This window comes from Aeromonas sp. A35_P (genome assembly GCF_002259925.1).
GTDB classification, from domain to species: Bacteria; Pseudomonadota; Gammaproteobacteria; order Enterobacterales; family Aeromonadaceae; genus Aeromonas; species Aeromonas dhakensis.
In genome coordinates this window covers 38,414-57,603 of the sequence record NZ_NEVB01000111.1, presented here as the reverse complement: position 1 = coordinate 57,603, position 19,190 = coordinate 38,414, and the positions used below count along the sequence as shown (strand labels likewise).

Below are 19,190 nucleotides of genomic sequence, written 5' to 3'. Positions count from 1 at the left end.
GGCGGAGAACTCTATTGTTTTTCTTGACAATATGCCTTGAAAAATTCTCCGCAGATCCCCATTTGAGGCAATCTCATGAGGGGAGGGGGCGACAGCCTTCGGCCCAATAATTTAAAGGATTGATACCATGGTTGCGGTTCGCGATATTCATTTGAAAGACAACTTCACTCTGGAGGAGTGGGTCAGCTCGCTCACCCTGAGTGACAGTGACAAGGATCAGCTGCGAACCGTCTACCAGTACTGTCTGACGCTCGGTGACGAAGCGCTCACCAACCGGCTGCTGGTGCGCGGGGTCGAAATGGTGGGCATCCTGCTGATGCTCAGCATGGATCTCGGCACCCTCAAGGCCGCCATCATCTACCCCTTCGTCGAAGCGGGTCTCATCAGCCAGGAGCGGATGGACGAGGACTTCGGTCCCAAGATCGCCAAGCTGGTGGAAGGGGTGCTGGAGATGGAGGCCATCCGCTCCCTGCAGACCCTGCACCGCAGCGAAACCTCGCCGGAGCAGGTCGACAACGTGCGGCGCATGCTGCTCGCCATGGTCGAGGATGTGCGCGCCGTGGTGATCAAGCTGGCGGAGCGGATCGCCTGCCTGCGGGAGGCAAAGAAGGCGGATGAAGAGACCCGGGTGCTGATGGCCCAGGAGATCACCAACATCTACGCCCCGCTGGCCAACCGGCTCGGCATCGGTCAGCTCAAGTGGGAGCTCGAGGATCTTGCCTTCCGCTACCTGCACCCGGATACCTACAAGCAGATCGCCAAACAGCTCGACGAGAAGCGGCTCGATCGGGAGCGCTACATCCGCGAATTCGTGCAGTCCCTGCGCGATGCCCTGAAAGAGGCGGGGGTCGAGGCCGAAGTCTACGGCCGGCCGAAACACATCTACAGCATCTGGCGCAAGATGCAGAAGAAGCACCTCGAATTCAACGAGCTGTTCGACGTGCGCGCGGTGCGGGTGGTGACCAAGCGGCTGCAGGATTGTTATGCGGCGCTCGGCATCGTTCACACCCACTTCCACCACATTCCCCGCGAGTTTGACGACTATGTCGCCAACCCCAAACCCAACGGCTACCAGTCCATCCACACCGTGGTGGTGGGGCCCGAGGGCAAGACGGTGGAGATCCAGATCCGTACCGACCAGATGCACCAGGATGCCGAGCTCGGTGTGGCGGCTCACTGGCGCTACAAGGAAGGGGCTCAGGCCGGTGGCAAGGCCAACAACTTCGAAGACAAGATCGAGTGGCTGCGCAAGCTGCTCGCCTGGCAGGAGGATCTCTCCGAGAGCGGCTCCCTGCTCGAGGATCTGCGCAGTCAGGTGTTCGAGGACAGGGTCTATGTGTTCACTCCGAAAGGGGATGTCATCGACCTGCCGGCGGGGGCCACGCCCCTCGACTTTGCCTATCACGTCCACAGCATGATCGGCCACCGCTGCATCGGCGCCAAGATCGACGGCCGCATCGTGCCGTTCACCTATGCGCTGCAGACCGGCGATCAGGTGGAGGTGATCACCCAGAAGGAGCCGAATCCGAGCCGCGACTGGATGAACCCCAACTCAGGCTTCCTGCGCTCCAGCCGGGCGCGGGCCAAGGTGGCCACCTGGTTCAGAAAGCTGGATCGGGACAAGAACATCGTCGCCGGGCGCGAGCTGTTCGACAAGGAGCTGGATCGCCACAACCTCAGCATGGCCAAGATCGACAAGGGCAACATGCTGCGCCGCTTCAATCTGGAGAGCACCGACGATCTGCTGGCCGGCATCGGCAGCGGCGACATCCGCATCAACCAGGTGATCAACTACCTGGACACCTGCTACAACAAGCCGACGGCGGAGGAGGAAGATCGCCGCCTGCTGGAGAAGCTGGAGCAAAAGGCCAATGCGCCGTTCCGCCACAAGCCCAAGGATCACATCGTGGTGGAAGGGGTCGGCAACCTGATGACCCACATCGCCCGCTGCTGCCAGCCGATCCCCGGGGATGCCATCCAGGGCTTCATCACCATGGGCCGCGGCGTTTCCATCCACCGGGAGGATTGCGAGCAACTCAAAGAGCTGTCACGGCGCAACCCGGAGCGGTTGATCGACGCGGTATGGGGGGAGAACTACTCCGGCGGTTACGGTCTCACCATCCGCATCCTCTCCAACGACAGATCCGGCCTGCTGCGCGACATCACCACAGTGCTCGCCAACGAGAAGATCAACGTGATGGGGGTGCGCTCGCGCTCCAACGTGCGCGAGCAGACCGCCGAGATCGACATGGAGCTGGAAATTTACAACATCAACGCCTTCAACCGGGCGTTGGCCAAGCTGAGCCAGCTCAACGACGTGATCAGCGCCAAGCGCCTCTGATCGTACGCAACACTGCACTCGTGACCGACCGCCAGGTCGGTCACTGTTTTCTCCCGGTAGCATCAAGAAAAGCGAACATCCCATGTCCCAACGTTACGACCTGCCCCAACTGCTCGCCATCATGGCCAAACTGCGCGACCCGAACGGGGGCTGCCCCTGGGATCTCAAGCAGAGCTTTCAGACCATAGTGCCGTACACCCTGGAGGAGGCCTACGAGGTGGCCGATGCCATCGAGACCGAAGATTGGCAGGGGCTGAAAGGGGAGCTGGGGGATCTGCTGTTCCAGGTGGTGTTCTATGCCCAGCTTGGCAAGGAGCAGGGGCTGTTCGACTTTGCCGACATCGTCGACACGGTGAGCGAGAAGCTGATTCGTCGCCACCCCCATGTCTTCTCTGATGCCGACCTTGGCGACGAGCAGGCGGTGAAGGTGAACTGGGAGGCGGAAAAGGCCAAAGAGCGGGCGGCACTCGATAAAGAGAGCGTGCTTGACGACATCCCCCTCTCGCTGCCGGCCCTGACCCGCGCCGCCAAGATCCAGAAGCGCTGCGCCACCGTCGGCTTCGACTGGAAGACCCTGGGCCCGGTGGTGGATAAGATCCACGAGGAGATCGACGAGGTGATGGAAGAGGCGCTGATGGCCGACGTGGATGAAGCGCGGGTGAGTGACGAACTCGGCGATCTGCTGTTTGCCACCGTCAACCTGGTGCGTCATCTCGGCAAGGATCCGGAGCAGGTGCTGCGGGGCGCCAACGCCAAGTTCGAACGCCGCTTTCGTCAGGTTGAACAGTTTATCGCCGCGGAAGGGCTGAAAATGACCGACTGCAGCCTCGAGAAGCTGGATGCCGCCTGGGTCAAGGCCAAGGAAACCGAACAAAGTTGATTTGGCGCAAGATGGGGGCGCCGGGAGCCTGATAGATTTTTGTTCATTGTTTGGGAGAGGGGGTTTTGGTATACTGTTTCCCCGTCCTGCTTCATCCCCGAAGCACCCCTTAAAATTCCCTAAACTTCTTTCAGGTTCAGCATGACGACAAAATATATTTTTGTAACTGGTGGCGTTGTTTCATCCCTCGGCAAAGGCATTGCCGCAGCTTCTCTGGCAGCCATTCTGGAAGCCCGTGGTCTGGATGTGACCATCATGAAACTGGACCCCTATATCAACGTGGATCCGGGCACCATGAGCCCGACCCAGCACGGTGAAGTGTTCGTAACCGAGGACGGGGCCGAGACCGATCTGGACTTGGGCCACTACGAGCGCTTCATCCGCACCAAGATGACCCGCCGCAACAACTTCACCACCGGTCGCATCTACGCCGACGTGCTGCGCAAAGAGCGCCGCGGCGACTATCTGGGCGCCACCATTCAGGTGATCCCGCACATCACCAACGCCATTAAAGAGCGGGTGATTGCCGGTGCCGAAGGCCATCAGGTTGCCATCGTCGAAGTGGGCGGTACCGTGGGCGATATCGAGTCCCTGCCGTTCCTCGAAGCCATTCGTCAGCTGGCTGCCGAAGTGGGTCGCAACAACGCCATGTTCATGCACCTGACCCTGGTGCCTTATCTGGCCGCCGCCGGCGAAGTGAAGACCAAGCCGACCCAGCACTCCGTGAAGGAGCTGCTCTCCATCGGTATCCAGCCGGACGTGCTGATCTGCCGTTCCGACCGCGCCATTCCGGCCAACGAACGTGCCAAGATCGCCCTGTTCTGCAACGTGCCGGAGCGTGCCGTCATCTCCATGAAGGACGTCGACTCCATCTACAAGATCCCGGCGCTGCTGAAATCCCAGAACCTGGACTCCTACATCACCGAGCGCTTCGGCATCGAGTGCAAGGAGGCCGATCTGGCCGAGTGGGAACAGGTCATCTATGAAGAGGCCAACCCAACTGCAGAAGTGACCATCGGCATGGTGGGCAAGTACGTCTCCCTGCCGGATGCCTACAAGTCCGTCAACGAGGCGCTCAAGCACGGCGGTCTGAAGACCCGTCTCTCCGTCAACATCAAGTACATCGATTCCCAGGACATCGAGACCCGTGGCGCCGAGCTGCTGGAAGGTCTGGACGCGATCCTGGTACCGGGTGGCTTCGGCGAGCGCGGCGTGGAAGGCAAGATCCTGGCGGCCCAGTATGCCCGCGAGAACAAGATCCCGTATCTCGGCATCTGTCTCGGCATGCAGGTTGCCATGATCGAATTTGCCCGCAACGTGGCCGGCATGGCCGGGGCTCACTCCTCCGAATTCAAGAAAGATTGCGCCTACCCGGTCGTGGGTCTCATCACCGAGTGGGTGGATGACGAAGGCAACGTCGAGACCCGGACCGAGAAGTCCGATCTGGGCGGCACCATGCGTCTGGGTTCCCAGCTCTGCCACCTGGTGGAAGATTCCAAGGTGCGTCAGATGTACGGCAGCCCGACCATTTACGAGCGCCACCGTCACCGTTATGAAGTGAACAACAAGCTGCTGCCGCAGATCGAAGCAGCGGGTCTGAAAGTGACCGGTCTCTCCGCCGACAAGAAGTTGGTGGAAATCATCGAGATCCCGGATCACCCTTGGTTCGTGGCCGCGCAGTTCCACCCGGAGTTCACCTCGACTCCTCGTGATGGCCACGCCCTGTTCGCCGGTTTTGTGAAGGCGGCGGGCGAGTATCAGAAGCGTAATCTGAAGTAATTGAAAATAAATGCGGTTGGGGCCCTGTGCCACAGCCGCTTTTTTTGGCATATTTTTGTTGTTTTTTTACGAAACCTGAGGAAATACACATGTCCAAGATCGTTAAAGTGATCGGTCGTGAAATCATCGACTCCCGTGGTAACCCGACCGTTGAGGCCGAAGTTCACCTGGAAGGTGGTTTTGTTGGTATGGCAGCCGCTCCGTCTGGCGCGTCCACCGGTTCCCGCGAAGCGCTGGAACTGCGTGACGGCGACAAGAGCCGTTTCCTGGGTAAAGGCGTGCTGAAAGCCCTCGAAGCCGTCAACGGCCCGATCGCTCAGGCTCTGCTGGGTAAAGATGCCAAGGACCAGGCCACTGTCGACCAGATCATGATCGACCTCGACGGTACCGAGAACAAATCCAAGTTCGGCGCCAACGCCATCCTGGCTGTTTCCCTAGCCAACGCCAAAGCTGCCGCTGCTGCCAAAGGCATGCCGCTGTACGCCCACATCGCCGAGCTGAACGGCACCCCGGGTGTCTACTCCATGCCGCTGCCCATGATGAACATCATCAACGGTGGTGAGCACGCCGACAACAACGTCGATATCCAGGAGTTCATGATCCAGCCGGTTGGCGCCAAGACCCTGAAAGAAGCCGTTCGCATGGGCGCCGAAGTGTTCCACAACCTGGCCAAAGTGCTGAAGTCCAAGGGTTACAACACCGCCGTTGGTGACGAAGGTGGTTTCGCTCCGAACCTGAAATCCAACGCCGAAGCGCTGGAAGTGATCGCTGAAGCCGTTGCTGCTGCCGGTTACAAGCTGGGCACCGACGTGACCCTGGCCATGGACTGCGCTGCTTCCGAGTTCTACGACGCAGAGAAGAAAGAGTACAACCTGAAAGGCGAAGGCCGTGTCTTCACCTCCAACGGTTTCTCCGACTTCCTGGAAGAGCTGACTGCCAAGTTCCCGATCGTCTCCATCGAAGACGGCCTGGACGAATCTGACTGGGAAGGCTTCGCCTACCAGACCCAGAAACTGGGCAAGAAAATCCAGATCGTGGGTGACGACCTGTTCGTAACCAACACCAAGATCCTGAAGCGCGGTATCGACAACGGCATCGCCAACTCCATCCTGATCAAGTTCAACCAGATCGGTTCCCTGACCGAAACTCTGGCTGCCATCAAGATGGCCAAAGACGCTGGCTACACTGCCGTCATCTCCCACCGCTCCGGTGAGACCGAAGACGCGACCATCGCCGACCTGGCCGTTGGTACCGCTGCTGGCCAGATCAAGACCGGTTCCATGAGCCGTTCTGACCGTGTTGCCAAGTACAACCAGCTGATCCGCATCGAAGAAGCCCTGGGTGCCAAGGCTCCGTTCCGCGGTCTGAAAGAAGTGAAGAACCAGGCTTAATCGTCGCCTGTTCTCCTGCTTCACAAAGCCCCGCCATCCGGCGGGGCTTTTTCGTCTGTGTCACCCCCATCCCCGGATTCTGCATTTTTTGTTCCGACCGAACCCATCCGGGACACAGGCTTTCTTTTGTCTTGCCTGCGAATATGGGAAACTAGGCCGCTTGAAGGAGACTCAGTGCATGCGGCTACTCACTCTTATCCTGCTCTTCCTGTTGGGAGGGCTTCAATACGACCTCTGGCTGGGGAAGAACGGCCTGTCTGACTATCGTGAGCTGTCCGATGCCATCACCCGGCAGCAGCAGGACAATCTGGTACTCAAGGATCGCAACAACCTGATTTATCGCGAGATTGATGACCTGACCTCGGGCCTGGAAGCCATCGAGGAGCTGTCGCGCAACGATCTTGGCTACATCAAGCAGGGCGAGACCTTCTACCGCATCATTCCCAAGGACAAAGACAAGGGCTCCAGTTCCGGAGACGCAGCCTACGATGACTGATCATCACAGCGGACTGACCGCCATCGTGCCGGCCGCCGGCATCGGCAGCCGGATGGGGGCCGAGTGCCCGAAACAGTATCTGCAGCTGGCGGGCATGACCATTCTGGAGCACACCCTGACCCGGCTGCTCTCCCACCCGGCCATTGCTCAGGTCATAGTGGCGCTGGCTCCCCATGACTGCTGGTTCGATACCCTGGCTGTGGCCGCCGATCCGAGGATCCTGCGAGTGGAAGGGGGCGCCGAGCGCGCCTTCTCCGTGCTCAATGCGCTGCACGTGACGCAAGGGGAGTGGGTGCTGGTGCACGATGCCGCCCGCCCCTGTCTGACCCACGGCGATCTCGATCGCCTCATCGCTACCGCCATGGCCTGTGGCGGCGCCATCCTCGGCAGCCGGGTGCGCGACACCATGAAGCGCTCCGACGCCACCGGCAACATCCTCGCCACCGTCGAGCGCGAGGAGCTCTGGCACGCCCTGACCCCGCAGATGTTCCCCACCGGCCCCCTCAAGCGGGCACTGGAGGAGGGGCTGGCACTGGGGGCCACCATCACGGATGAGGCCTCCGCCATGGAGCGGGCCGGCTTCCCGGTGCGAATGGTGGAAGGGCGAGCCGACAACATCAAGGTGACCCGGCCGGAGGATCTCTCCCTGGCGGGGCTCTATTTGCAGCAACAAGACGCGCGCCGGCCGGCGCGACCCGATTCACCCACAGAGGAGCTGGCATGATCCGGATTGGACATGGTTTTGATGTACACAAGTTTGGTGGGGTTGGCCCCTGCATGCTGGGCGGGGTGGCGGTGCCGTATGAACAGGGCCTGCTGGCTCACTCCGATGGTGATGTGGTGCTGCATGCGGTGAGCGATGCCCTGCTGGGGGCCATCGGCGCCGGCGACATCGGCCGCCATTTCCCCGATACCGCGGCCGAATTCAAGGGCATCGACAGCCGCATCCTGCTGCGGGACGTGTTTGCGCGGGTGCAGAAGGCGGGTTATGCCATCGGCAATCTGGATGTGACCATCATCGCCCAGGCGCCCAAGATGGCGCCCCACATCGACGCCATGTGCGCCGTGCTGGCCGCCGATCTGCAATGTGATTTGAACCGGGTGAACGTCAAGGCGACGACCACCGAACAGCTTGGATTCACGGGGCGCAAGGAAGGGATCGCCACCGAAGCCGTCGTCTTACTGGTGAAACAATAATGCTCGAACAACTGGCCTACCTGCACGGGGCGCCCACTGCCCGCGGCATCCTCAAGGCGCAAGCCGCCGACTTCGTGGTCAATGAAGATCTCGGGTTTGAACCCTGCGGCGAGGGTGAGCACATCTTCGTCCAGGTGCGCAAAACCGGCGAGAACACCGCCTGGGTGGCGGGCCTGCTGGCCGATGCGGCCGGGGTTGCCCGCAATGCGGTGACCTGGGCCGGGCTGAAAGATCGCCACGCGGTGACCGAACAGTGGTTCGGTATCCACCTGCCTGGCAAGGCAGAGCCGGATCTCTCGGTCATCGAGAGCGACAGCATCCGGATCCTGCAGGTGAAGCGTCACAACAAGAAGCTGCGGGTCGGCTATCTCAAGGGCAACCACTTCACCCTGCGCCTCACCGCGCTGGAACAGGCCGAGGGACTGGAGTCCCGCCTGCAGGCCATCGCCGACCAGGGCGTGCCCAACTACTACGGCGAGCAGCGTTTCGGCCGCGGTGGCAACAATCTGGAGGCCGCCAAGGCGATGTTCGCCGGCAAGCGGATCAAGGACCGCAACAAGCGCTCCCTCTACCTCTCCGCCGCCCGCAGCATGCTGTTCAACGCCATCGTCAGCGCCCGCATCGAGCAGGGACTGGCCCATCAGCTGCTGGCCGGTGACTGCGTGATGCTCAAAGGCAGCCACTCCATCTTCAGCGAAGAGAGCGTGACGCCCGAGCTGGAAGTGCGTCTCGCCTCCGGCGACGTGCAGCTCACCGCGCCCCAGTGGGGCCGTGGTCGCTCTGCCAGCCAGGGCGCCGCCGCCGAGTTCGAGCAGGCGGTGCTGGCGCCCTATAGCGATTGGTGCGAGGGGCTGGAGAAGGCGGGGCTGGATCAGGATCGCCGTCCCTTGCTGCTCAAGCCGCAGGCCATGAGCTGGCAGCTGGAGGGGGCCGTGCTGACCCTGTCGTTCTTCCTGCCGGCCGGGGCGTTTGCCACCAGCGTGGTGCGCGAGTTAATGCAGGCCGAAGAGGCCGATCATGGTTTCAGGAATCAGTCCGATGAGAATTCTGGTCAGTAATGACGACGGTGTGCATGCCGAGGGTATCCGCGCCCTCAGCGAGGCGCTGGCCGCCTGCGGCGAGGTCATCGTGGTGGCGCCGGATCGCAATCGCAGCGGGGCGAGTCACTCCCTGACGCTGGAAGTGCCGCTGCGGGTCACCCGCATCGCCGAAACCGGATATCATGCGGTGAAGGGAACGCCGACCGATTGCGTGCACCTGGCTGTCAACGAGCTGGTGCGCCCGGAACCCGACATGGTGGTGGCCGGCATCAACCACGGTGCCAACCTGGGGGATGACGTCATCTACTCGGGCACGGTGGCGGCCGCGACCGAGGGGCGCCACCTCGGCTTCCCCTCGCTGGCCATCTCGCTGGTAGGCAAGACCCATTTCGCCACGGCGGCCCACTACGCGGCCCTGCTGGTGAAAGGCATGATGGTGCACCCGCTGCCTGCCGATCAGATCCTCAACGTCAATGTGCCTGACCTGCCCCTCGATCAGATCAAGGGGATTCGGGTGACGCGCCTTGGCAACCGCCACCGGGCGGAGTCGGTGATCTGCACCGAGGATCCCCGCGGCCAGCCCATCTACTGGATCGGCCCCCCCGGCAGCCAGCAAGATGCGGGAGAAGGCACGGATTTCGCCGCCATCGAGCAGGGCTACGTCTCGATCACCCCCCTGACCATCGATATGACAGCCTACAGCAGTCTGGCGGGGCTGGGGGCTTGGTTGGACCTGCAGGGATGAAGGTGTGATAGTACAGCGCCTGTTAAACCAGCTGATCGCGCAGGACATTCGCGATTTCCGCGTACTCGCGGCGATTGCCAAGGTGCCGCGCCAGCTGTTCGTGGATGAAGCCATGGCCCACAAGGCCTGGGATAATACGGCCCTGCCCATCGGGCACGGCCAGACCATCTCGCAGCCCTACATGGTGGCGCGCATGACCGAACTGCTGATCCAGAACAATCCGGCCCACGTGCTGGAGATTGGCACAGGGTCGGGTTATCAGACGGCGGTGCTGGCCAATCTGACGGAGCACGTCTACACGGTGGAGCGGATCAAGTCTCTGCAGTTCCAGGCCCGGCGCCGGCTGCGCCAGCTCGATCTGCACAATGTCTCCGCCAAGCACGGCAATGGCTGGCTGGGCTGGCCCAATAAAGGACCGTTTGACGCCATTCTGGTCACGGCGGCCGCCAGCGAGGTGCCGACGGCCCTCACCGACCAGCTGGCCGACGGTGGCAGGCTGGTGTTGCCGGTGGGGGATAGTCAGCAGACCCTGCAGCTGATCGAGCGGTCGGGCTCCCAGCTCACCAGCCGGATCCTGGAGCCGGTTCGTTTTGTTCCCCTGATTGACGGAGATGTCGAGTGAAGTTGTTTTCCCGCCTCTATGTGCTGGTGATGCAGTGGGCGCGCCACAAGTATGCCCCCTGGTATCTGGCGATCACCGCCTTCATCGAGTCGGTGTTCTGGCCCATACCGGTGGATGTGATGCTGGCCCCCATGGCGCTCGGCAAACCCCGGCGGGCCTGGCACTATGCCGCGCTCGCCACCCTGTTTTCGGTACTGGGGGCCCTGGTGGGTTACCTGCTCGGCTATGCCCTGTGGGAGCCGGTAGTCCAGCCGCTGGTTGCGTCGGTCGGCTATGAGGACAAGATTGCCGTGGCCGAGCAGTGGTTCCAGCAGTGGGGTATCTGGGTGATTTTTATTGCCAGCTTCACGCCGATCCCCTACAAGGTGTTTACCGTGACGGCCGGTCTGCTGCAAATGGCACTGCTGCCCTTCATCGTGACCTCGCTGATCGGGCGTGGCATGCGCTTTTTCCTGGTGGCGGGTCTGATGCGCTGGGGTGGCGAAAAGATGGAGCGCAAGCTGATGCACTATGTGGATGTGCTGGGTTGGCTCTGTATTGGTTTGGCCGTCGTGGCCTATTTCTGGTTTAGTCGTTGAGGATCCACTATGCGTTCGCGTATTTGGCAAGGAAGCAGTGTCGTCGTGTTGTCATGGCTGTTGCTTGCTTGCGCTTCCAGCAAGACCGCTGCCCCCGTCCAGGGACTGGGCAATGACGGTCTTGTTTCCACCATTCCGGCGCGCCAGATGGCGGCCCAGCCCACCATTCAGGGCAACAGCTACACGGTGAAGAAAGGGGATACGCTCTACTCCATCGCCTTCAACTCGGGCAATGACGTGCCCTCGCTGGCCAGCCTCAACGGTATCAGCCCCCCCTACAACATCTATCCGGGTCAGCAGATCCGGCTCGACGCCTCCGGCAGCACCATGGCGGTGGCACGCAGCGCGGGCACCTATCAGGTTCGACCCGGTGATACCCTGAGCAGCATTGGCCGCCAGTTCGGCATGTCGAATCAGACCCTGGCCCAGAACAACAATCTGAGGGCCCCCTTTGCCCTTCAGGTGGGGCAGGTGCTGAACGTGCAGTCCTCCGGGGCGAGCAGTGGCCAGATGGTGGCGGCGACCTCGCCGGTGACCGCTCCGGTGGTCAGCCAGAGTAGTGGTCCCAAACCCCTGGCTCCGGCAACGTCAGGTACGACCACTCCATTCATCAAACAAAAAACCGTTGCTCAGCCATCTTCAAAAGAATACGCTCAGGCAAAAGAACAAAAAAACGACAATAAGCCTCAGTCGAGACTTTCTTGGCACTGGCCAACCAAAGGCCGGATCGTCGAGGGTTTCTCTGTTGCAGAACAGGGGAACAAGGGCATAGATATCGCTGGCCAGAAGGGGCAACCCATCTACGCGGCGAGCGGCGGCAAGGTCGTCTATGCGGGTAGCGCACTAAGGGGTTATGGCAAGCTGATCATCCTCAAGCACGATGATGACTACCTTTCAGCCTACGCTCACAACGATGAGCTGCGGGTCAAGGAAGGGGATTCGGTGCAGGGCGGATCTGTCATTGCCAACATGGGTAGCACGGACGCGCCGGATGTGCGATTGCACTTTGAAATCCGGTACAGAGGCAAGTCGATCAACCCGATGAGCCATTTGCCAAAGCGTTAGACCCAGAGAGTTAAGTCTTACTCTGGTGCAGGTCAGGGAGACACGCCATGAGCCAAGAACAACTGGTAATGCAGGATGCAGAGTTAGAGTTCGACGAAGAGCTGGAGAGTCAGGAAGAAGAAGAGATACAGGAAGTTGCGGCCGAGGCCGAAGAGACGATTTCCGATGAGCTGATGGCACCTGAACTGAACAAGGTGATGGATGCCACCCAGCTCTATCTCGGGGAGATTGGCTTCTCCCCCCTGCTCACGGCCGAAGAGGAAGTCTATTATGCTCGCCGTGCCTTGCGGGGTGACAAAGCCGCCCGCAAGCGCATGATCGAGTCCAACCTGCGACTGGTGGTCAAGATTGCCCGTCGTTACAACAACCGCGGCCTGGTGCTGCTGGATCTCATCGAAGAGGGCAACCTCGGTCTCATCCGCGCGGTCGAAAAATTCGATCCGGAGCGCGGCTTCCGCTTCTCCACCTATGCCACCTGGTGGATCCGCCAGACCATAGAGCGGGCCATCATGAACCAGACCCGTACCATTCGTCTGCCCATTCATGTGGTCAAGGAATTAAACGTTTACCTGCGCACCGCGCGCGAACTCTCTCATCGCCTCGATCATGAACCGACCGCCGAGGATATCGCCCAGGCGCTCGATCGCTCGGTGGACGATGTGAACCGCATGCTCAAGCTCAACGAGAAGATCACCTCGGTCGATACCCCGATTGGCGGCGATCGCGACAAGGCGCTGTTGGATGTGCTCTCTGACGAGCGCGGCATGGGCCCGGAGCTGGAGTCGCAGGATGATGACATGCGCGCCAGCATAGTGCACTGGTTGGAAGAACTGAATCCCAAGCAACGTGAGGTGCTGGCCCGTCGCTTTGGTCTGCTCGGTTATGAGCCGGCGACCCTGGAAGATGTGGGGGCCGAGATTGGCCTGACCCGGGAGCGGGTGCGCCAGATCCAGGTGGAGGGGCTGCGCCGTCTGCGGGAGATCCTGCTGGGGCAGGGGCTCTCCATCGAGGCGCTGTTCCGTACCAACTAATGGCTGCGAGTGAGCGAAGATGCTTACCAGGCAAAACAAAAAGGGGCCCATGGCCCCTTTTTCATGTCGACTGGATCCACAGGATCAAACCGGATCCAGCGTATCCAGCGGCCAGCGCGGCACGGCCTTCACGGCAAGCGGCTCGAACACGCCCGCTTTCAGGCGCTGCATGCCGGCATAGGCGATCATGGCGCCGTTGTCGGTGCAATATTCGGTGCGCGGATAGAAGACTTCCCCCTTGAGGCTCTCCATCAGCTCGGCCAGCTGGGCGCGCAGGTGACGGTTGGCGCTGACTCCGCCGGCCACCACCAGGCGATTGAGACCGGTCTCCTTCAGAGCGCGGCGACACTTGATGGCCAGTGTATCGACCACCGCATCCTCAAACGCCCGGGCGATGTCGGCACGGGTCTGCTCGTCGTCGCCATTGGCGGCGATGGTGTTGGCGGCAAAGGTCTTGAGGCCGGAGAAGCTCATGTCGAGCCCGGGGCGGTCGGTCATGGGACGCGGGAAGGTGAAGCGGCCCTTGAGACCTTTCTCCGCCAAGCGGGAGAGCAGCGGGCCACCGGGATAGTCCAGACCCATCAGCTTGGCGGTCTTGTCGAACGCCTCGCCGGCGGCATCGTCGATGGATTCCCCGAGCAGCTGATAGCTGCCGATACCGTCGACCCGCACCAACATGGAGTGGCCGCCGGAGACCAAGAGCGCCACAAAGGGGAACTCGGGGGCCTTCTCTTCCAGCATGGGCGCCAGCAGGTGGCCTTCCATGTGGTGCACGGCGATGGCCGGCTTGTTCCATGCCATGGCCAGTGAACGGCCAATGGTGGCCCCCACCAGAATGGCGCCAACCAGACCCGGGCCCGCGGTATAGGCGATGCCGTCGATGTCATCCTTGCCCAGTCCGGCCTCTTGCAACGCCGCCTGGATCAAGGGGATCGTCTTGCGCACATGGTCCCGGCTGGCCAGCTCGGGAACGACGCCGCCGTAGTCCGCATGCAGCTTGACCTGGCTGTATAACTGGTGGGAAAGGATCCCTTTTTGATCGTCGAAGATCGCGATCCCGGTTTCGTCACAGGATGTCTCTATGCCCAATACACGCATTGCTAAAAAATTTCACTGCTAAAATGAGACGGCTATGGTAACCTTCGCGGGTTTTTTAAACCAGAGCGATCTCTGCGGGTTTACTTTCATTCCCTGTCCAGAGTATAATTTCGCACCATTTTAAGACATGCTGATCGATTGAAGGTCAGCTAACAATTTATCACTGAGGTGAAAGGCACATGCCAGTAATCAAAGTCCGTGAAAATGAGCCGTTTGACGTTGCTCTGCGTCGCTTCAAGCGTTCTTGCGAAAAAGCCGGTATCCTGTCCGAAGTTCGTAGCCGTGAGTTCTACGAGAAGCCGACTACCATTCGCAAGCGTGCCAAAGCGTCCGCTGTTAAGCGTCACGCCAAGAAGCTGTCCCGCGAAAACGCACGTCGTATCCGCCTGTACTAATCAAGGGATAATGCCGTGTCTCTGAAGGATCAACTCAAGGATCAGCAAAAGCTCGCCATGCTTGCCAAAGACAAGCAGCGGTTGGGCGCGATCCGTCTGTTGATGGCTGAAATCAAGCAGCGTGAAGTTGACACCCGTGTCGAGCTCGATGATCAGGATATCCTCGCTGTGGTAACCAAGATGGTTAAACAGCGCCGTGATTCCATCAGTCAATTCGAGGCCGCCGGTCGCCAGGATCTTGCCGACAAAGAGTCCGCCGAGATCGCTGTGTTGCAGGAATTCCTGCCGCAACAGCTGACCGCAGCCGAGATTGCCGCACTGATTGAGCAAGCTATCGCTGAAAGTGGTGCTGCCGTCATGGCTGACATGGGCAAGGTCATGGCTGTCTTGAAGCCGAAAATTCAGGGGCGTGCCGATGTCGGCGCCGTCAGTGCGCAGGTGAAAACCCGCTTGGCGTAACAGGCAACTCTCTTGTTTGGTCAAAGAAGCCGTGCTTCCCTGGGAATGCGCGGCTTTTTTATTTTCTACGCAATGAAACAGGACGGTTATGGCAGGCAGGATCCCACAATCCTTTATCGATGATCTGCTGGTACGCACAGACATTGTCGAGTTGATCGACTCCCGTGTGCGGCTGAAGAAAGCCGGTAAGAACTACCAGGCTTGCTGCCCTTTTCATAACGAAAAAAGCCCCTCGTTTACCGTCAGTCAGGAGAAGCAGTTCTATCACTGTTTCGGCTGCGGTGCCCACGGCAATGCCATCGGCTTTGTGATGGAGTACGACGGCCTGGAATTCCCCGATGCCATCGAGGAGCTGGCCAGCCTGCATGGCATGCAGGTCCCCCGTGAGCAAACGGCGGGGGGGGCCAGCAATAGCCAACCGGCCGTCAGTAAGGATCTGTTCGAGCTGATGAACCAGATTGCGCGCTTCTACGAGAGCAATCTCAAGAACGCGCCACAGGCGGTGGAGTATCTGAAAGGCCGAGGCCTGACTGGCGAGGTGGTCAAGCGCTTCAACATCGGGTATGCCCCCGGAGACTGGGATCAGGTGCGTCGCCGCTTTGGATCCAGCCGGGAGCACGAGCAGCTGCTCATCTCAGGCGGCATGCTGATCCCGCGCGACAGCGGCCCCGGCAGCTATGATCGCTTCCGCGATCGCATCATGTTCCCTATCCGCGACAAACGCGGCCGGGTCATCGGCTTCGGTGGCCGGGTGTTGGGGGATGGCACGCCCAAGTATCTTAACTCTCCCGAAACGCCCATCTTCCACAAGGGGCGGGAGCTGTTTGGTCTCTACGAGGTCAAGCAGGCGCACAAGGATCCGCGTCGGATCCTTGTAGTGGAGGGCTATATGGATGTGGTGGCGCTCGGCCAGTACGACATCGATTATGCGGTGGCTGCGCTGGGAACCGCGACCACCAGCGACCATATCCATACCCTGTTTCGCACCACGGCCGAGGTGGTCTGCTGTTACGACGGCGACAATGCCGGCCGTGAAGCGGCCTGGAGGGCATTGGATAACGCACTGTCTCATCTGCAGGATGGCCGTGAGCTCAAGTTCGTGTTTCTGCCGGATGGCGAGGATCCCGATTCCCTGGTGCGCCAGATCGGCAAGGAGGGGTTCGAAGCGCTGCTCGACCAGGCTCAGCCGTTTGCCGACTTCATGTTCGAACGTCTCGGGCGCGATGCGGCTCTTTCCGGTGAGGCCGGCAAGTTTGAAGTGGCCAACAAGGCCGCCGAGCTGATCCGCCGGGTGCCGGAAGGCTTTACGCGCGAGGGGTTGATCACCCGCCTCTCCAGCATGATGCGCTGGGGTGAAAACAAGCAGCGGATCGCCGAGCTGTTTGCCCGCAACAGCCAGCCGAAGGCCGAGGTGAGCAAGCCCAAGGCGGCCAAGCTGACACCGCTACGCCGGGCGTTGGCATTGATGGTGCAATATCCGGCGATTACCGCGGAGTTGCCGGCCATGCCTGAGCTGGCTGGCCTGCGTCTGCAGGGGATCCAGTTCCTGCTGCAACTGCATCAGCAGATCCTGACTCAACCCGGGGTGACAACAGGTATCCTGCTGGAACACTGGCGCGGTACCAAGGAGGGAGAGATCCTGGCCCAGCTGGCGATGCACGATCTGTTTGAAGAGGTAAAGCTCGACCAGGAGCCCGATATTCTGGGAGAATTGCAGGATACTTTCGTCGGTTTCATCAACCTGTTCCTGAAGCAGCGCATCGAGGAATTGCAGGCCAAGGTGGCGCAGGAGGGGCTAAGCTCTGAGGAAACTCAGGAGCTGATGATGCTGATCAGAGAGGTGCAGATTGAGAAAAGAAATGAGAGTGGGGCTTGATATTTGAGTGATTAACCCCAATATGAATACCGTTGCCCGAATGGACGGGATTAAAAGCAAACATTTTATAACCGCCTGGCCCCGACAATACTGCGGGCAGGGGTTTCTCATGACCGACGCCGCAACCAGACATAGCATGTCTGGCGGTTTTCTATTAGAATTGGCTATTTGCGCAGCAGCGCACTGTACGCGCAACCTAGCAACACCAACCGGATGAGTTCTATGGAGCAAACCCCGCAGTCTCAGCTTAAACTCCTCGTTGCCAAAGGTAAAGAACAGGGCTACCTGACCTATGCCGAGGTGAACGATCACCTCCCGCAAGACATTGTCGACTCTGACCAGATCGAAGACATCATCCAGATGATCAACGACATGGGTATCCAGGTGGTGGAAAACGCCCCGGATGCCGATGATCTTATCATGGCTGAAGGTGGTACCGCCGATGAGGACGCTGCCGAAGCAGCGGCCCAGGCTCTGGCATCTGTTGAATCCGAGATTGGTCGCACGACCGATCCCGTCCGCATGTACATGCGGGAAATGGGTACCGTCGAACTGCTGACCCGCGAAGGCGAAATCGATATCGCCAAGCGGATCGAAGACGGTATAAACCAGGTACAAAGCTCCGTCGCCGAGTACCCGGAAGCGATTACCTATCTGCTTGAACAATATGACAAGTATGAAGCCGAACAGCTGCGCCTGTCCGACATCATCTCCGGCTTTATCGATCCCAACGAGACCGACGACGTCGCACCGACCGCCACTCACATCGGCTCCGAGCTCAGCGAGGAAGATCTGGCTGACGAGGATGAAGACGAAGACGAAGACGAAGACGGTGATGGTGATGACTCCGACGATGATGGCGACGGTGGTCCGGATCCGGAAGTTGCTCGCGAGAAGTTCGGTGAGCTGCGCGCCCAGTACGAGGTAACCCGCCTCTCCATTCAGCAGAATGGCCGCGCGCACGAAGATACCCAGAATGCCATTGCCCAGCTGGCAGACGTGTTCCGTCAATTCCGCCTGATGCCCAAGCAGTTCGATCGCCTGGTCAACAACATGCGCGAGATGATGGAGCGGGTCCGCGTGCAGGAACGCATCATCATGAAACTCTGCGTTGAGCAGGCCAAGATGCCGAAGAAAACCTTCGTCGCGGCCTTCACCAACAACGAGTGCGAAACTGCCTGGTTCGAATACCAGAAGCAGGCCGGCAAAGCCTGGTCACCGCGTCTGGTCGAGATGGACGAAGATGTGCTGCGCGCCATCGGCAAGTTGCAGCAGATCGAGGAAGAGACCGGTCTGTCAATCGCCCAGATCAAGGACATCAACCGTCGCATGAGCATCGGTGAGGCCAAGGCCCGCCGTGCGAAGAAAGAGATGGTCGAGGCCAACCTGCGTCTGGTTATCTCCATCGCCAAGAAGTACACCAACCGCGGTCTGCAGTTCCTGGATCTGATCCAGGAGGGCAACATCGGTCTGATGAAGGCGGTCGACAAGTTTGAATACCGTCGTGGCTACAAGTTCTCGACCTACGCCACCTGGTGGATCCGTCAGGCCATTACCCGCTCCATCGCGGATCAGGCCCGTACCATCCGTATCCCGGTGCACATGATCGAGACCATCAACAAGCTCAACCGTATCTCCCGTCAGATGCTGCAGGAGATGGGTCGTGAACCGAACCCGGAAGAGCTGGCTATGCGCATGGGCATGCCGGAAGACAAGATCCGCAAGGTATTGAAGATCGCCAAAGAGCCCATCTCCATGGAGACGCCCATCGGTGATGATGAAGATTCCCACCTGGGCGACTTCATCGAAGATACCACCCTGGCTCTGCCAGCGGATGCCGCCACCAGCGAGAGCCTGCGCAACGCGACCCGCGAAGTGCTGGCCGGTCTGACCGCTCGTGAGGCCAAGGTACTGCGGATGCGTTTCGGTATCGACATGAACACTGACCACACCCTCGAGGAAGTGGGCAAGCAGTTCGACGTGACCCGTGAGCGTATCCGTCAGATCGAAGCCAAGGCGCTGCGCAAGCTGCGCCACCCGAGCCGCTCCGAAGTGCTGCGCAGCTTCCTGGACGAATAATCCCGGACGTTCCAACCCGGAACCGCAGCCAAAAAGCCCCGCCATGCGGGGCTTTGTTTTATTCGTGGCGATGGGGCGCTGACGATGAACCCCGGAACCGCTTGAATATGGATGAAAT

General features: G+C 60.2%; 18 protein-coding genes. 17 read left to right on the top strand and 1 reads right to left on the bottom strand.

The genetic code is table 11. From position 1 onward, the window contains the following. The first annotated feature begins 127 nt into the window (after window positions 1-127). The 13 genes from relA to rpoS all read left to right on the top strand — a co-directional run bounded on the left by relA (window position 128) and on the right by rpoS (window position 13,165). Complete coding sequence (gene relA / locus CAK78_RS08170; protein WP_005309420.1) at window positions 128-2,341, top strand: GTP diphosphokinase; 2,214 nt, start codon at window positions 128-130, stop codon at window positions 2,339-2,341. An 82-nt stretch (window positions 2,342-2,423) separates the two neighbouring features. After that, window positions 2,424-3,221 (top strand): nucleoside triphosphate pyrophosphohydrolase, encoded by a 798-nt coding sequence (gene mazG, locus CAK78_RS08165; protein WP_094696952.1) that lies wholly within the window; start codon window positions 2,424-2,426, stop codon window positions 3,219-3,221. 141 nt (window positions 3,222-3,362) lie between these two features. Continuing rightward, entirely contained in the window at window positions 3,363-5,000 is a 1,638-nt protein-coding gene (pyrG, locus tag CAK78_RS08160) for a glutamine hydrolyzing CTP synthase (RefSeq protein ID WP_005309423.1), read from the top strand. An 89-nt stretch (window positions 5,001-5,089) separates the two neighbouring features. Next, complete coding sequence (gene eno, locus CAK78_RS08155; protein ID WP_005309426.1) at window positions 5,090-6,391, top strand: phosphopyruvate hydratase; 1,302 nt, start codon at window positions 5,090-5,092, stop codon at window positions 6,389-6,391. A 178-nt stretch (window positions 6,392-6,569) separates the two neighbouring features. Further along, window positions 6,570-6,887 carry a cell division protein FtsB gene (gene ftsB / locus CAK78_RS08150; protein WP_005309428.1) on the top strand — a complete coding sequence of 106 codons (318 nt, stop codon included), beginning with the start codon at window positions 6,570-6,572 and terminating at the stop codon, window positions 6,885-6,887. Continuing rightward, window positions 6,880-7,611, top strand: coding sequence for a 2-C-methyl-D-erythritol 4-phosphate cytidylyltransferase (gene ispD, locus CAK78_RS08145; protein ID WP_094696951.1), 732 nt, complete (start codon window positions 6,880-6,882; stop codon window positions 7,609-7,611). Before ftsB ends, ispD begins: the two co-directional genes overlap by 8 nt. Then, a complete protein-coding gene (gene ispF, locus CAK78_RS08140; RefSeq protein ID WP_005309431.1) occupies window positions 7,608-8,084 on the top strand; it encodes a 2-C-methyl-D-erythritol 2,4-cyclodiphosphate synthase in 477 nt (158 codons plus the stop codon). Before ispD ends, ispF begins: the two co-directional genes overlap by 4 nt. After that, window positions 8,084-9,142 carry a tRNA pseudouridine(13) synthase TruD gene (truD, locus tag CAK78_RS08135; RefSeq protein ID WP_094696950.1) on the top strand — a complete coding sequence of 353 codons (1,059 nt, stop codon included), beginning with the start codon at window positions 8,084-8,086 and terminating at the stop codon, window positions 9,140-9,142. The genes ispF and truD overlap by 1 nt, the downstream gene beginning before the upstream one ends. Then, window positions 9,123-9,869, top strand: a complete 747-nt coding sequence (gene surE / locus CAK78_RS08130) for a 5'/3'-nucleotidase SurE (RefSeq protein ID WP_005309435.1) — start codon at window positions 9,123-9,125, stop codon at window positions 9,867-9,869. The genes truD and surE overlap by 20 nt, the downstream gene beginning before the upstream one ends. Window positions 9,870-9,873: 4 nt before the next feature. Further along, window positions 9,874-10,491 (top strand): protein-L-isoaspartate(D-aspartate) O-methyltransferase, encoded by a 618-nt coding sequence (locus tag CAK78_RS08125; protein WP_094696949.1) that lies wholly within the window; start codon window positions 9,874-9,876, stop codon window positions 10,489-10,491. After that, a complete protein-coding gene (locus CAK78_RS08120) occupies window positions 10,488-11,069 on the top strand; it encodes a YqaA family protein (RefSeq protein WP_010635013.1) in 582 nt (193 codons plus the stop codon). Before CAK78_RS08125 ends, CAK78_RS08120 begins: the two co-directional genes overlap by 4 nt. Before the next feature lie 9 nt (window positions 11,070-11,078). Further along, window positions 11,079-12,134: a peptidoglycan DD-metalloendopeptidase family protein gene (locus tag CAK78_RS08115; protein ID WP_025202185.1), complete on the top strand. Its 1,056-nt coding sequence runs from the start codon at window positions 11,079-11,081 to the stop codon at window positions 12,132-12,134. A 47-nt stretch (window positions 12,135-12,181) separates the two neighbouring features. After that, complete coding sequence (gene rpoS / locus CAK78_RS08110) at window positions 12,182-13,165, top strand: RNA polymerase sigma factor RpoS (RefSeq protein WP_005309444.1); 984 nt, start codon at window positions 12,182-12,184, stop codon at window positions 13,163-13,165. Between the two features lie 84 nt (window positions 13,166-13,249). Here rpoS and tsaD read toward each other — a convergent pair whose 3' ends face one another. Further along, window positions 13,250-14,263, bottom strand: a complete 1,014-nt coding sequence (gene tsaD, locus CAK78_RS08105; protein ID WP_010635011.1) for a tRNA (adenosine(37)-N6)-threonylcarbamoyltransferase complex transferase subunit TsaD — start codon at window positions 14,261-14,263, stop codon at window positions 13,250-13,252. Window positions 14,264-14,442: 179 nt separating this feature from the next. On the opposite strand from tsaD, the gene rpsU reads away from it, so the two are divergent. The 4 genes from rpsU to rpoD all read left to right on the top strand — a co-directional run bounded on the left by rpsU (window position 14,443) and on the right by rpoD (window position 19,072). Next, on the top strand, window positions 14,443-14,658 hold the full coding sequence (rpsU, locus tag CAK78_RS08100) for a 30S ribosomal protein S21 (RefSeq protein WP_005309452.1): 216 nt from the start codon (window positions 14,443-14,445) through the stop codon (window positions 14,656-14,658). Window positions 14,659-14,673: 15 nt separating this feature from the next. Beyond that, window positions 14,674-15,117: a GatB/YqeY domain-containing protein gene (locus CAK78_RS08095; RefSeq protein WP_017780947.1), complete on the top strand. Its 444-nt coding sequence runs from the start codon at window positions 14,674-14,676 to the stop codon at window positions 15,115-15,117. 88 nt (window positions 15,118-15,205) lie between these two features. Next, window positions 15,206-16,993: a DNA primase gene (gene dnaG, locus CAK78_RS08090; RefSeq protein WP_017764736.1), complete on the top strand. Its 1,788-nt coding sequence runs from the start codon at window positions 15,206-15,208 to the stop codon at window positions 16,991-16,993. A 183-nt stretch (window positions 16,994-17,176) separates the two neighbouring features. Continuing rightward, window positions 17,177-19,072 (top strand): RNA polymerase sigma factor RpoD, encoded by a 1,896-nt coding sequence (rpoD, locus tag CAK78_RS08085; RefSeq protein WP_264082799.1) that lies wholly within the window; start codon window positions 17,177-17,179, stop codon window positions 19,070-19,072. Window positions 19,073-19,190 lie beyond the last annotated feature (118 nt).